At 49.4% G+C, this 14,177-nt stretch carries 14 protein-coding genes; 3 read left to right on the forward strand and 11 right to left on the reverse strand.

Annotated features, from left to right (window positions below; genetic code table 11):
• Positions 1-24 precede the first annotated feature (24 nt).
• The 6 genes from M5E81_RS09755 to M5E81_RS09780 all read right to left on the reverse strand — a co-directional run bounded on the left by M5E81_RS09755 (position 25) and on the right by M5E81_RS09780 (position 4,971).
• The gene (locus M5E81_RS09755) at positions 25-1,491 is read right to left on the reverse strand and encodes a DUF1846 domain-containing protein (protein WP_249747399.1); all 1,467 of its coding nucleotides are present in this window, start codon (positions 1,489-1,491) and stop codon (positions 25-27) included.
• A gap of 1 nt (position 1,492) precedes the next feature.
• Positions 1,493-1,912 (reverse strand): YwiB family protein, encoded by a 420-nt coding sequence (locus M5E81_RS09760; protein ID WP_040565309.1) that lies wholly within the window; start codon positions 1,910-1,912, stop codon positions 1,493-1,495.
• A gap of 286 nt (positions 1,913-2,198) precedes the next feature.
• Positions 2,199-2,627 (reverse strand): hypothetical protein, encoded by a 429-nt coding sequence (locus tag M5E81_RS09765; RefSeq protein WP_040565308.1) that lies wholly within the window; start codon positions 2,625-2,627, stop codon positions 2,199-2,201.
• A gap of 122 nt (positions 2,628-2,749) precedes the next feature.
• Positions 2,750-4,030 (reverse strand): CHAD domain-containing protein, encoded by a 1,281-nt coding sequence (locus M5E81_RS09770; RefSeq protein WP_249747400.1) that lies wholly within the window; start codon positions 4,028-4,030, stop codon positions 2,750-2,752.
• A 26-nt stretch (positions 4,031-4,056) separates the two neighbouring features.
• Positions 4,057-4,428, reverse strand: coding sequence for a VOC family protein (locus M5E81_RS09775; protein ID WP_009146021.1), 372 nt, complete (start codon positions 4,426-4,428; stop codon positions 4,057-4,059).
• 33 nt (positions 4,429-4,461) lie between these two features.
• The gene (locus tag M5E81_RS09780) at positions 4,462-4,971 is read right to left on the reverse strand and encodes a DUF456 family protein (RefSeq protein ID WP_009146020.1); all 510 of its coding nucleotides are present in this window, start codon (positions 4,969-4,971) and stop codon (positions 4,462-4,464) included.
• 167 nt (positions 4,972-5,138) lie between these two features.
• Between M5E81_RS09780 and M5E81_RS09785 the strand changes: the two genes are divergently transcribed.
• From M5E81_RS09785 to trxA, 3 genes are all read left to right on the forward strand, one after another.
• A complete protein-coding gene (locus tag M5E81_RS09785) occupies positions 5,139-6,269 on the forward strand; it encodes a mechanosensitive ion channel family protein (RefSeq protein ID WP_249747401.1) in 1,131 nt (376 codons plus the stop codon).
• 99 nt (positions 6,270-6,368) lie between these two features.
• Positions 6,369-7,253, forward strand: coding sequence for an NAD(P)/FAD-dependent oxidoreductase (locus M5E81_RS09790; protein ID WP_009146018.1), 885 nt, complete (start codon positions 6,369-6,371; stop codon positions 7,251-7,253).
• 37 nt (positions 7,254-7,290) lie between these two features.
• The gene (trxA, locus tag M5E81_RS09795; RefSeq protein ID WP_009146017.1) at positions 7,291-7,596 is read left to right on the forward strand and encodes a thioredoxin; all 306 of its coding nucleotides are present in this window, start codon (positions 7,291-7,293) and stop codon (positions 7,594-7,596) included.
• Between the two features lie 196 nt (positions 7,597-7,792).
• On the opposite strand, the gene nifJ is transcribed toward trxA, so the two are convergent.
• From nifJ to yedE, 5 genes are all read right to left on the reverse strand, one after another.
• Positions 7,793-11,305, reverse strand: coding sequence for a pyruvate:ferredoxin (flavodoxin) oxidoreductase (gene nifJ, locus M5E81_RS09800; protein WP_249747402.1), 3,513 nt, complete (start codon positions 11,303-11,305; stop codon positions 7,793-7,795).
• Between the two features lie 191 nt (positions 11,306-11,496).
• Complete coding sequence (gene selD / locus M5E81_RS09805) at positions 11,497-12,537, reverse strand: selenide, water dikinase SelD (RefSeq protein WP_009146015.1); 1,041 nt, start codon at positions 12,535-12,537, stop codon at positions 11,497-11,499.
• Between the two features lie 15 nt (positions 12,538-12,552).
• The gene (locus M5E81_RS09810; RefSeq protein WP_249747403.1) at positions 12,553-12,801 is read right to left on the reverse strand and encodes a putative Se/S carrier protein; all 249 of its coding nucleotides are present in this window, start codon (positions 12,799-12,801) and stop codon (positions 12,553-12,555) included.
• The gene (locus M5E81_RS09815; protein WP_009146013.1) at positions 12,798-13,004 is read right to left on the reverse strand and encodes a sulfurtransferase TusA family protein; all 207 of its coding nucleotides are present in this window, start codon (positions 13,002-13,004) and stop codon (positions 12,798-12,800) included. Before M5E81_RS09815 ends, M5E81_RS09810 begins: the two co-directional genes overlap by 4 nt.
• Before the next feature lie 9 nt (positions 13,005-13,013).
• Positions 13,014-14,087: a YedE family putative selenium transporter gene (gene yedE / locus M5E81_RS09820; protein WP_249747404.1), complete on the reverse strand. Its 1,074-nt coding sequence runs from the start codon at positions 14,085-14,087 to the stop codon at positions 13,014-13,016.
• Between the last annotated feature and the right edge of the window lie 90 nt (positions 14,088-14,177).

Genomic DNA, 14,177 nt, shown 5'->3' on the forward strand with positions numbered 1-14,177 from the left:
TCTCTCCTTCTCTTTATTTATTGCTTATTTTGTTTCGTAAATAGGGTCATTAGTCAGTTCAACGCCCAGCTTTTTGAATACCTTAAAATCGCCCTCTGTCAGCATAACGGTAGAGTGAGCCTGACAGCCCTTCAGCTCCGGCAGCTTTTCCAGCGCCAGCTTAGCCAGACTGTCCGTTGCGGCACACATGGAAAGCGCTATCAGCACCTCATCCATATGCAGACGCGGATTGCTGCTGCCAAGGTAGTGTGTTTTCAAATTCTGAATCGGGTTAATGTAGGTCGGCGAAATCAGGTGCATTTCATCCGCAATACCGCCCAGTTCCTTAATAGCGTTCAACAGCACGGCACTGGCAGGTCCCAGCAAATCCGTAGTTTTGCCGGTAACAATTCTGCCATCGGCAAGCTCCAGCGCAATAACAGCGCACTTGCGCTCTTCCGCAACCTGCTTGGCTACGGTAACAACGCGGCGGTCATTTACGCTGACCTTAGCCTGCTTCATCAGCAGCTCCAGCGTATAAACCTCCTGCTTGCTGGCCTCATCCAGTGCCAGACGGTTCAGGGACTGATAATAGCGGCGGATAATTTCCTGACGCGATGCCTCGCAGCAGACCTCATCATCACAGATGCAGTTGCCTGCCATATTAACGCCCATATCGGTAGGCGATTTATACGGGCAATAGCCGTAAATACCTTCAAAGATTGCTGCCAGTACAGGATAAATCTCAACATCACGATTGTAATTTACCGTAGTTACGCCATAGGCCTCCAAATGGAAGGGGTCAATCATATTAACGTCCTGCAAATCAGCCGTAGCAGCCTCGTAAGCCATATTTACAGGATGCTTCAAAGGCAGATTCCAGATGGGGAAGGTTTCGAATTTAGCATAACTGGCCTTAATGCCGCGCTTATTTTCATGATACAGCTGCGACAGGCAGGTAGCCATCTTGCCGCTGCCGGGACCGGGAGCAGTAACAACTACCAGCGGACGTGTAGTTTCTACATAGTCGTTCTGGCCATAGCCCGCATCACTGACAATATGCTCCACATTATGCGGATAGCCTTCAATCGGATAATGGTAATAAACCTTGATATCCAAAGCCTCCAGCTTATTCTTGAAGCTTTCGATGGATTTCTGGCCCTTATATTGCGTAATAACAACGCTGCTGACATAAAGTCCCTTGGAACGGTAAACCTTTACCAGACGCAGTACATCCAGATCGTAGGTCAGGCCTAAATCGTGGCGCACCTTATTATTTTCAATATCATCGGCATTGATGGAAATAATCATCTCTGCCTGGTCCGCCAGCTGCAGAAGCATCTGCAGCTTACTGTCCGGAGCAAAGCCCGGCAGTACGCGGGAAGCATGGTAATCATCGAACAGCTTGCCGCCGAATTCCAGATAAAGCTTATCGCCGAATTTACTGATGCGCTCTCTGATATGCTCAGATTGCATGGTCAAATATTTTTGATTATCAAAGCCTATTTTCATATTAAATTTCCTCAACCTCAATTAAAATCTTCATCTCGCCGTAAGGCTTATCATCATGATACAAGGTATATTCCATTTCCAGCTGCCACATGCCGTTACGGAAATGGGTATATACATAACTGGTTTCCGTCGTCAGAGGAATTTTCATATAAGGTGTCTGATAAAGGCTTTTATCTACATATCCACGGCGGAATTCCTGTCTGTGATCTACGCTGCCGCTACGCATGACTATAACGTGCTCATCGTCCCATTTCAGCGTTGTCTTGGTATTATCCAGACCGGACTGTTCATCCTCCTTATAGATTACGTAGTATTTGCCGCCTTTTTCCGTCATCATACCCGTATACTTTTGTTCAGAAGCCTGAGCCTCACTACCCTCATCCTTCGTTGTACTCAAAATACGAATTTTTACCGGCTGCATAGTACTTGCCTCCATAAACAAGATAGAGCCTGCACCGTTTCGCCACACCATTATGATCGAAAGGTCGCAAGCCCTACAAGATTTTTGTCAATCTAATGCCATTAAACTTTTCTGCACTAAAAGACCTCTTATATTCTTCAATATTATATAACAGCTATAAAGTACAGTCAAGAAATTGCATAAGCAAGTGCAGGATTTACCATAACAGCAAGCTAAAAAAATCAACCAAAAACGACAGAGTATACTGCCATAGTATAGCTCTGTCGTCAGCTTTTTAATATAAAATTTATTTTTTAGCTTCTTCCTTAGCTGCTTCTTTCTGCTGCGGCAGCATTACACTGAAATCATTCAGCAAAGGCTTCTCGCCGTTCAGCTTGAAAAGATATACGAAGCGGGCAGCAGGTTTTTTCTCTGCAACAACCTGATACAGCAGCACGTCTGCGCCATTATGCTTTTCAACAACAATCAGTTGATTGGTGGTCAGCTTACCGAAATCCTTAGCAAGCTGTGCGTGCATATTAGTGTATGCCTTTTCATCCCAGTTCTTTTGCATATCCTCGGTCATCATGGAGGTAACTGCCTTATAGTTGCCACCGTTGATAAATTTGTCAACAATAGCTTCCTCTGCATCCAAAACCTTGCCGTTGGATGCGCTGCAAACTGCGCTGACAGCCAGCATCATAATCATTGTAACCAGCATTAATATTTTTTTCACGGAAATTCTCCTCCCTATATGCTTAATATGTGTTTAATTATAGTCTTTCGTGCCAACAAGTGCAAGCGTTACCATAAAAACTTTACAAATCTTTTCCGCTAACGATAAAATTAAGCACAGCATTAAAGATTTTTGTTTTTCCATTCCGTCAGCTGGCTGCTAAAGGCTTCCCACTGCTGCGGCAATGCTTCCAGCGCCGCATCGGCCTTGGCCTGCTCCCAGCCGCTGAACAAGGCTGCTTCATAGCGCAGCTCTTTGATTTTGGGATGTGCCGCCACCAGCTTCTCTACCATCATGGTGTTGATATAATCATCGTGCAGCAGCCCCAGCATATCCTGCAGATACTTCAGGCTACGCAAAAGGCGTGCTTCCGGAGCCAGCTCCGGCACGCTCTGCAGTGCATAACGGAAGCGCTTGAGCTTGATGCGGATGCGGTGCAGCTGCTCCATATTATGCAAATCGGGATATTTTTTCGGCAGCTCCATCAGCTTGTCATACCAGTTACCGAAACGACGCGACAAAAACTCTGCCAATGTCAGCTCCCTTTCAGGCGCAGGCACGCTGTACAGCCACAAAAGCAAACGGGCCAGCTCCAGCGTCAAGCGGTTCAGCCTCAGTCCGCGCAGCGCCTTAGCTGCAGCCGTACCGCGCAGCTGCGTCAGCAAAGCCGTAAGCTGCGGCAGCGCAGCTTCCGCCTGCTCCCGGCTGCGCTGCAGACGCGAGCAAATTTGCAGCGCCACATCGTACTCCCGCACATCACCCAAACGATTGGTGCTCGCCTTCAGCACTCCCTGCCAATGCACCGCCTCCTGCTCAGGCAGCAGCGGCTTGCATAGAGTCAGCAGCGAGCGCAGACGTCTGAGCTTTACACGCAGCTGACGCAGCAGACTGCGTTCCGGGCCACGGCTCAAAACCTCCTGCCACAGCTTGCTTACATAATAAACCTGCCAGGGAAGATGACAATACAGCAGGCTCATAGCGCTGTCGGCATCGTAGGCCGCCAGCTGCTTTTGGTCAAAACAGCCGCGCAACTGGTCCAGTCGCTGCGAAAAATCCGGCTCCTCCAGCACAAATTTTGTTTTGGAGGCCAGCAGCTTCTGCAGCAGGCTGTCGACAGCCTCTGCAGCTTCCGCATTGTGATATTCGAATTCGATAATGATATCCGCTATCGCCAGCAGCTTATCGCTCACAAGCAAAGTGCCCCAGGCACAATACAAGCGCACACCGTCAATATTTTCCGGCGTAAAACGTGTCAGGCGATATTTGTACATATCATTATCGTTAAAATATTTTTCTTTGATTTTTACCTTTACGGTACTGCCAGGCAACAGCCTTTTCGCAAGATTAAGCAGCTGCGCCTGGTTTTTTACTTCCAGTCCATGCAGACACAGCTTGTGTTTCATGTCATCTACCTCCCGGACTTTGACGCTTATTTGTTCTTCGGAACAATTTCCAGCCAATAATTATCGGGGTCGGTAATAAAGTAAATTCCCATAGCAGGATTTTCGTAGCAGATGCAGCCCATTTCCTTATGCTTAGCATGCGCTGCTTCGTAATCATCTACCAAAAATGCCAGATGGAATTCATTTTCGCCTAGATTATAAGCTTCCTTGCGGTCACGCAGCCAGGTAAGCTCCAACAGATGCGGAGTTTTGCCGTCCGTCAGATATACCAGAATAAAGCTGCCGTCCTCGGCCACCTTACGGTGATCATCCTTCAGGCCCAAGGCCTCCTCGTAAAACTTCAGGCTTTTTTCCAAATCCAATACGTTAAAGTTGTTATGTGCGAAAGTAAATTCCATATTGTACACCTCTCATTAAATTATATTACATATTTAAAAAAATACTACCTGCTTCAAGAGCAGAGCAGCTAAAGCAATACCTGCTGCCAGCTTGCCGAGCATTGCAAAAAAGCGCATCTTCGCTGCCGTCCACGCCAACTGCATAGCAGCCGCCGAAACACCCGTATGCGCCAGCTCATAGGCAAACGCAGCCGCAAAGGCACCGGCCATACCGCCGAGCAATGAGCCTAATATCGGAAAAATCAATGTACCGAGCAGAGTGCCGGCAAAGCTTCCCAAGGCAATGAAAATAACAGCGAACCAAGAAACTTTACTGCGTTTGATGCCGAAAAGGCCGACGCAGAACTCCCAAAATTCACCCAAAGCATAAATGAGTACCATAGCAGACAGCAATCTGCCGTTAAAATAAAGTACCTCATCAAAAAAAGCAAACATCAACGATGTCAGTAAAAGCAAAGTATTCCCCGGAAGGTCAAATATTGTCAGTATCGGTCCCGATACAGCTATGAAGATTGCAAATATACGCTCAACCAGCAGTTCCATAACATGCCTCCGTCTATTTATATTGTATTAATTATACCACATCCATAAACATACAAGTTTACTAAAGTGTCACGAGAATTAGAAATAAATGTAAAATCGTTGTGCGGTATTGCAGAAAATGCTAAAATTAGTTAAGCTAAAAATTTCTTAACCAAGGAGGTTCCCTCGTGAACGATATATTGCTTACTCTTAAACCATGGTACCCTTCCATAAGTGCCTTTCTTTTCTTTACCGTTGTCCGCTACATTTATAAAAACTTTTTCATCCGCCTTTTACGCCGTCTGAATAACAAGGTATCCTTCGGCTACGGCGAGTATTTTCTTAACGCCTTTGAGACACCTATCAACATTGCACTCTTTATTATCGCGTTCTATGCGGCAATCAACCTGTCGCCGTTGGCATCAGTACACGATTTCAGCTTTACCGACCGCATTCTGCGAACGATCATTGTCACCAACTTTTTCTGGGGCCTGTATAACCTGATTGATACAACGCACGGCGTTTTCTTCGATTTGCTGGAAAGATTCGGTATCCAGACCGATGAAGCCATCGCTAACATTCTAGCGACTGTTTTCCGTATAATTATCATCATGCTGGGCTTTGTAACCGTAGCCCGGGAATGGAATTATGACATCAGCGCCTTCATCGCCTCCCTAAGCATCGGCTCTTTGGCTGTTGCATTTGCAGCCAAGGATGCGTTGGCCAACGTTTTCGGCAGTATGATAATCCTGCTCGATAAGCCCTTTAAAATCGGCGACTGGATTAAAGCCAACGGCATCGAAGGTATCGTAGAAAGCGTTTCCTTCCGCAGCACCTGTATCCGCACCTTTCCACAGGAGCTTGTTTATATTCCGAACTCCCTCCTCAGCAACACGCCGATTACCAACTATACGCTGCGCGAACGTCGCCGCATCGACTTTACGCTTGGCCTGACCTACGGTACAACGGCTGCCCAAATCGAGGAATTTATCTTCAAGCTGAAAAATTATCTGGAGGATCTCACGCTTATTGATGAAAATGATGTACGCGTTCATTTTGTCACCTATAACAGCAGCAGCCTTGATATACGTGTTGTCTGCTACGCCAAAACAGGCAAGCACCTCGAATACCTCAACATTATGCAGGAAATCAACCTGCATACATTGGAGCTGCTTGAAGAGGTGGGCGTAAGCTGTGCCTTCCCCAGCACCAGTCTTTATTTTGAAACTCCGCTGCGGGAAAATGTTACCGAACAGCCTGCCAAAGCACAATCCGAAGCTGATAAACCAAAAGATAACAGCACCTCTGCCAACTGCTAATTCACTATTATTTTGCAGAAAAATTTTGCAAACTGAGTTATAATAAAATAAAGAATAATTTTCCGTTTTATCTCAGTTTATATTTACAGGAGGCTGCCTATGACTAACAACATTAAGCAAGCTATTATTATCGGCGGCGGTCCCGCCGGAGTAAGTGCTGCTCTTTATCTGGCGCGCGCCGGTCAAAAGGTATGCATCATTGAAAACGGCCCCGGCGCACTGGCCAAGGCACATAAAATCGACAACTATTACGGCATTGCCGCTTCCGGCGCCAAGCTTTATGCAGCAGGACTGGAGCAGGCACGTTCTCTGGGCGTAGAAATTTTGCAGGATGAGGTTCTCGGCGTTGAATACACCGACTGCTTCACGCTCAGTTTAAAAAACACAGCCGTGCAGCTGCAGACAGAAGCTCTTATTTTAGCTACCGGCAGCAAGAATATTACGCTCAATCTTCCCGGACTTATCGAGCTGGAGGGCAAGGGCATAAGCTATTGCGCCGTCTGCGACGGCTTCTTCTTCCGCAAAAAGCGGGTGGCGGTTTTAGGCAACGGTGCCTACGCTCTGCATGAGGCAGCTTATCTTAAACAGCTGGCAGGCAGCGTCACCATCCTGACCAACGGGCAAAGCGGCGACGCAGCCAAGGCTGCAGGCTTTGAGGTAAACACCTCTGTGCTGCAGGCAGTAGAAGGCAACGGCAAGCTCAGCAGCATCCGCTTTACCGACGGCAGCACGCTTGCCGTCGACGGCTTGTTCATCGCTCTTGGCACAGCAGACAGCACCGATATGGCGCGCAAGCTCGGCGCAGAGCTGAACGGACGCTTCATCCGTATCGACGGCGACGGAGCGACTAACATCCCCGGACTTTTCGCTGCCGGCGACTGCACGGGAGGCTTGATGCAGGTGGCTAAGGCAGTACACGAGGGCGCACGCGCAGGCCTGACAGCGTTAAAGTTTTTGCGCCAACATAAGACAGAAGAAAAATAACTAAAATTTTTACCAAAACACTTAAGGAGTGATAATTATGGCATTAGAAATTACTACAGCAAACTTTGAGCAGGAGGTTACCAATTCTACCCAAACAGTTCTCGTTGATTTTTGGGCATCCTGGTGCGGCCCCTGCCGTATGCAAGCTCCGATTCTGGAAGCATTTGCTCAGGAGCACAGCGATATCAAGATTACCAAATGCAACGTTGATGATAATCCGGAGCTGGCAGAAAAATTTGCTATTATGAGCATCCCCAGCCTGCTGGTTTTCAAAAGCGGCAAGCTGGTAAAATCCGCAGTCGGCCTGCACGATAAGGAAGCGTTGGCAGCACTGGTAAAATAAGCCGCTGCTTAATTTCTTGACGAAAAAATCCCGGTTATGGTTTTTGAAGGAACCATGCCGGGATTTTCTTTGTTTTGAAGCATAAAAAGAACTCCCTACGAAGCACTGCATGAGCAGAGCACGTAGAGAGTTCTTTATTTTTTCTTTTTGCCGTGCCGCTTACGCAGCACGGCTTATTTTTTATTAAGCAAGAATTTTATTCCTTGCCTGCCAGCTTTTTGTAGCCGTCCAGACGAGTCATAGCGTCTTTCTCGGTCTTTTCGAACAATGCTTCCGCAGTATCCGGGAACATCTTCTGCAGAGAGCTGAAACGAACTTCGCCCATAAGGAAGTCACGGAAGTTTGCGGTAGGCTCTTTGCTGTCCAGAATGAACGGATTCTTGCCTTGCTCCTTCAGTTCCGGATTGAAGCGGTAGGTTGCCCAGTAACCGCAGTCAACAGCACGTTTTTCTTCGAGCTGGCTGCAGCCCATGCCAACCTTCAGGCCATGGTTGATGCAAGGTGCGTAAGCAATAATCAGGGACGGGCCGTCATAAGCCTCTGCTTCGGCAATAGCCTTCAGAGTCTGGTTCTTGTCGGCGCCCATAGCAACCTGTGCAACATATACATAGCCATAGCTCATAGCCATCATGCCAAGGTCTTTCTTCTTGGTCTTTTTGCCGCTGGCAGCAAATTTAGCGATTGCCGCAGTCGGAGTAGATTTGGAGGATTGACCGCCGGTGTTGGAATATACCTCGGTATCGAATACCATAACATTGACATTCTCGCCGGATGCCAGTACATGGTCCAGACCGCCGTAGCCGATATCATAAGCCCAGCCGTCACCGCCGAAGATCCAGTGGCTGCGTTTAACAAAGAATTGCTTCTCATCATACAGAGCAGCGCATTTATCGCAGTTGTCTTTGTATTTTTCCAGTACAGCAGTCAGCGCTTCGGCACGCTCACGGGTGCCTTCGCTGTCGTCGACATGCTCCAGCCAATCGGTCAGCGCAGCCTTGAGATCCTCAGGCAGCTCGCCTTCCAGCATAGCTTTTACCATGTCTTCTACACGCTCACGGGATTGTTTAACGCCCAGGAACATACCTAAGCCATATTCAGCGTTATCCTCGAACAGGGAGTTTGCCCAGCTCGGACCATGACCTTTGCAGTTTTTGGTGTACGGCATGGACGGAGCGGATGCACCCCAGATAGAGGTACAGCCGGTTGCATTGGCAATCATCATACGGTCGCCAACCAGCTGGGTTACGAGCTTAGCATACGGAGTTTCGCCGCAGCCTGCGCACGCACCGCTGAACTCAAGCAGCGGCTGCTCGAACTGAATACCCTTCATGGTCTTCTTGTTGAGCGGATTTGCCTTTGGAGCAACCTCCTTCTGGCTGTATTCCCATGCAGCAGCTTTATCAAGCTGAGTATCGAGCGGCTTCATAACGAGAGCTTTGGCTTTCGGAGCCGGGCATACCTGAGCGCAGTTGCCGCAGCCGGTGCAATCCAGCGGGGAGATGCTCATGCTGAACATCAGGCCTTTAGCGCCGATAGCCGGCTTGCTCGGCAGAGTTGCCGGAGCCTTGGCAGCTTCTTCCTCGGTCATGAGAACCGGACGGATAGCAGCATGCGGGCAAACGAAGGCGCACTGGTTACATTGGATACAGGTGTCCATCTGCCATTCCGGTACGTCAATAGCGATGCCGCGTTTTTCGTAAGCAGCAGTACCGCTTGGGAAGGTGCCGTCTGCATAATCAGCAAAAGCACTTACCGGCAGCTTATCGCCTTCCAGCTTGTTCATCGGAACGAGCAGCTTGTCAATGAACTCGTTGCCGGTTGCAGCTTGGGCAGCAGTATCGCCGGCCTCAGCCCAGCTTGCGGGAACGTCAACGGCAACAATAGCATCAATGCCTTTGTCGATAGCAGCATTGTTCATGTCGACAATGTTCTGGCCTTTCTTGCCGTAGGAATGCTCAACAGCATCCTTCAGGTATTTAACAGCGTCAGCCAGAGGAATAATATCAGCCAGCTTGAAGAAAGCGGACTGCATAATCATGTTGATGCGGCCGCCCAGACCGATTTCCTGAGCAATCTTAACAGCATCAATGATGTAGAATTTGATATCGTTCTTCGCGATGTAGCGTTTGAGCTGACCGGGCAGCTGTGCGTCGAGCTCCTCAGCGCTCCAGTTGCAGTTCAGCAGGAAGGTGCCGCCTTTTTTCAGGCCTGCGGTTACATCATATTTATGAACATAGGACTGATTGTGTACTGCAACAAAATCGGCAGCATCAATCAGGTACGGTGCCATAATCGGGGTATGACCGAAGCGCAGATGGGAAACGGTTACGCCGCCGGATTTTTTACTGTCGTAGGAGAAGTAGCCTTGAGCGTACATATCGGTGTGGTCACCGATGATTTTGATAGCGCTCTTGTTGGCGCCTACGGTACCATCACTGCCCAAGCCCCAGAATTTGCAGCCCTTAGTGCCTGCAGGAGTTACGTCTACGCCTGCTACGCACGGCAGAGAGGTATTGGTTACATCATCAGTGATGCTGATGGTGAAGTTGTTTTTCGGTTCTGCACTTGCCAGATTATCGAATACAGCTACGATATCGCCGGGCAGCAGATCTTTGGAGCCCAAGCCGTAACGGCCGCCGATAATCATAGGCTTGCGGTCGCTTGCATAGAAGGCAGCACGTACATCAAGATACAGCGGTTCGCCGAAAGCGCCCGGTTCTTTGGTGCGGTCCAATACAGCGATGCGTTTTACGCTTTGCGGAATTGCGCCCATGAAGTGCTCGATGCTGAACGGACGATACAGGTGAACTACGAGTACGCCAACCTTTTTGCCTTCTGCGTTGAGCTTTTCAACAACAGTGCGGACGGTTTCGGAAGCAGAGCCCATGATGATGATGATATCTTCTGCATCCTCAGCGCCGTAATAGTTGAACAGATGATATTCACGGCCGGTCAGCTTACTGATTTCGCCCATGTAATTCTCTACGATTTCCGGCAGAGCATTGTAATAGGTGTTAACAGCCTCGCGAGTCTGGAAGTAAATATCCGGGTTTTGTGCGGTGCCGCGGATAACAGGATTATCCGGGTTCAGGCCGCGTTTACGGAATGCATCTACCGCATCCTTATCCAGCAGCTTTTCAAGATTAGCATAATCCATAACCTCAATCTTCTGGATTTCGTGGGAGGTACGGAAGCCGTCGAAGAAGTTCAGGAACGGTACGCGACCTTTGATAGCACTCAAATGTGCTACGCCTGCCAGATCCATAACCTCTTGTACGCTGCCTTCAGCCAGCAATGCAAAGCCGGTCTGACGGGTAGCCATAACGTCCTGATGGTCACCGAAGATAGACAGAGAGCTTGTTGCCAGTGCACGTGCGGAAACGTGGAAAACTGCGGGCAGCAGCTCGCCGGCCATTTTATACATATTAGGAATCATCAAAAGCAAGCCTTGAGATGCGGTGTAGGTAGTAGTCAGCGCACCTGCCTGCAGGGAGCCGTGAACTGCGCCGGAGGCACCTGCCTCGGACTGCATTTCCATCAGCTTAACGGTTTGCCCGAAAATGTTCTTTTTGCCTTGGGCAGCCCATTCATCGACAACCTCAGCCATCGGTGAGGACGGAGTAATAGGATAAATTGCAGCAACATCGGTAAATGCGTAGGAAATATACGCAGCAGCTGTGTTGCCGTCCATTGTTTTCATTTTTACCATTGGATTCCCTTCTTTCTTGAAATCACAAAATTACTTGACCTTAATTTTTACAGGAAAAACTTTCCGGTTCATATAATTAGTATACACTATTCAGCCTTGTTTGTAAAATATCTGCATAAATGTATACAGCATTTTTGCGTAAATAAAATGTGAAAAAAGATGCCGCCGGTTAAGCAGCATCTTGAAAATATTTATGCTTCCAGATAAATCGCACTGTCAAGTTTTTCGGTCACATAGCCGATAATCTGTGTGCTCGGAGCAACAGCCCGCAGCTCTGCCAGACAGCCTTCTGCCTCCGCCGCGGGAACAGCACACAGCAGGCCTCCGCTCGTCTGCGGGTCGTAAAAAATATCCTGCAGCGCACGCGCGACAGCTCCCACAACACGCACACCTGCTTCGGCAAAATCACGGTTACGATAGGCGCCGGCAGGAATAAAGCCCATATCCGCCATCTCGTATGCTTCCTCGTGATAGGGCACAGCCTGCGCCTTCAGGTGCACGGTAACGCCGCTGCCCTGCGCCATCTCCAGACTGTGCCCCAAAAGCGCAAAGCCTGTCACGTCGGTGCAGGCATGCACACTGTATTTCACAAGCACATCATGCGCATATTTATTGAGCGTACTCATCTGCACATACAGCTTATCGAGCAGCTCCTGCTCTACTAAGCCGGCCTTTGCCGCCGTCGTCAGAATGCCTACGCCCAAGGGCTTTGTCAGCAGCAGTACGTCACCGGGTTGTGCGCCGCTGTTCGTCCACACATTTTCAGGCTTCACAAAGCCTGTCACCGCCAAGCCGTAAATCGGCTCCGCGCCGTGAATGGTGTGGCCGCCGGTGATAATTGCACCTGCTTCATAGGCCTTGGCATAACCGCCGCGCAAAATCTCCTGCACGGGTGCCTTGTCCATTTTCTCGGGAATGCACATGATATTCAGCGCCAGCTTCGGTTCACCGCCCATAGCATAAACATCACTCAGAGCGTTCGTCGCCGCAATCTGTCCGTACATAAACGGATTATCGACAATCGGCGGAAAGAAATCTGTTGTCTGCACAATCGCCAGATCGTCACTCACCCGATAAACACTGGCATCATCGCTTTTATCGTAGCCCACTAAAAGATTAGGATCATAATGCGTCTGAAAGCCTGCCAGCAGATTGCACAGCGTACCGGCACCGACCTTGGCCCCGCAGCCGGCACAGCTCGCCAGCTTCGTCAGCTTTACTTCGTTTTCCATAGCTCAAACCTCCGCTTATTCGGCAGCAGTATACAAAACCTCGTAGCCATTCTCCCGCTCACGCACTATCTGCTCCAGCTCCGGTGTCTGCAAAGACGTTGCATCTTCCAGCACCTCTGTTTTAAAAAATACGCAGGTACCGCAGCTGCTGCTCAGGCTGCGCGGCACAGGACGCACCTGCGCCTGCCAGCCGCGCTCCGTGCACAGATGCTGAAAGCGCACCGCACCGAAGTGCGAAAAGAACGTTGCAATATACTGCATCATTTGCTCAGGGACAGAGTAAATTCGCCGTCCTGTTCCGTTACCGCAACCTTATAGCCCTGATGCTGTGCGTAGCGTGTTACATTTTCCTTGGAGGTATTATTATCCACGATTACCTCATAAGCAGCCTCGCCGCTCATCATCGCCTGACGCGTCAGGATAACAGGTTCGGGACAGGAAAGGCCTCTTGCATCAATAGTTTTCATAGCGTTTCCTCACTTTTTATATGTATTCAGATAAGCAATCACAGTAACAACAACAATACCGATAACAACAGCAATCTGACCGTTGGCAGTAGGACCGTTGCCGCTGGATGCCAAACCGAAGTTATGCGCAAAGGCCGCGCCCACGATAAAGCCCAGCAAAGTTACTGCGCTGTCGGAGTTACCTTCGCCGGACAGCACCAGCTGACGCATCGGGCAACCGCCCAAGAGTACGCAGGCAAAACCCGCCAAGAAAAGTCCCAGCACGTTCCACAGCGCATCGGTGTGCGCAATAGGCTGCGCCGCAAAGCCCACCTTGAAAAAGGCACCGCCTGTTACAGAGGTCAGCACAACATTGCAAGCAGCAGCTGCCGCAACAACAGCCACAAAGCCCCACAGCATTTTAGTTTCTCTAAAGAGAATAAAATCGCGGATACCGGCAATCATGCAGAAGCGTGTGCGCTGCGTAAGATAACCGACTGCTACCGCAGCAATCAGGCTCACAGCAACAGCCGCATGCTTGGCACCGGGGCCGCCGCCTGTCTTAGTAAAGTGTATGAAGGCCGGTGCGGCAACGAGCAGCACCAACAGTACAACGGCAATCACCGACATAATGCTGCCTTCCGCCGCCGTCATCTTATAGGTACGCTTCAGGCTGTAGCCTCGGTTCAGGAAGAAAATTCCGGCATAAATTCCTGCCGCAAAGCCAACCAAGCCGACAACAGCGTTCAAGTCACCGCCGGCAATACGCAACAGCATTCTGAACGGGCAGCCCAAAAACATCAGACAGCCGATCATCGCAAAAAAGCCCAGCACAAAACGTGTCAGCGGAGAGCTGCCACCCTTCGGCGAAAACTCGCCGTGCATATAAGCTGCAGCCAAGGCGCCCAGCACCAGACCGCTGATTTCCGGACGGATGTACTGCACAGCCTTTGCGGCATGCAAGCCCAAGCCACCAGCAATATCACGCAAAAAACAGGCAATACACAGGCCCATGTTGGCCGGATTGCCGAAAAACACCAGCATTGCTGCCACCAGGCCGATAACCGCACCTGTTGCAACAATCGTTACTTGTTCATTTTTCATAAAAAGCCTCCCCAAAATATTTCTTCGACAAAAGTATATCATAGCCCGCATGCTTATACCAATATCATTTATAGATAAAGCTGATTGATT

This window comes from Phascolarctobacterium succinatutens, assembly GCF_023497905.1.
GTDB classification, from domain to species: Bacteria; Bacillota; Negativicutes; order Acidaminococcales; family Acidaminococcaceae; genus Phascolarctobacterium_A; species Phascolarctobacterium_A succinatutens.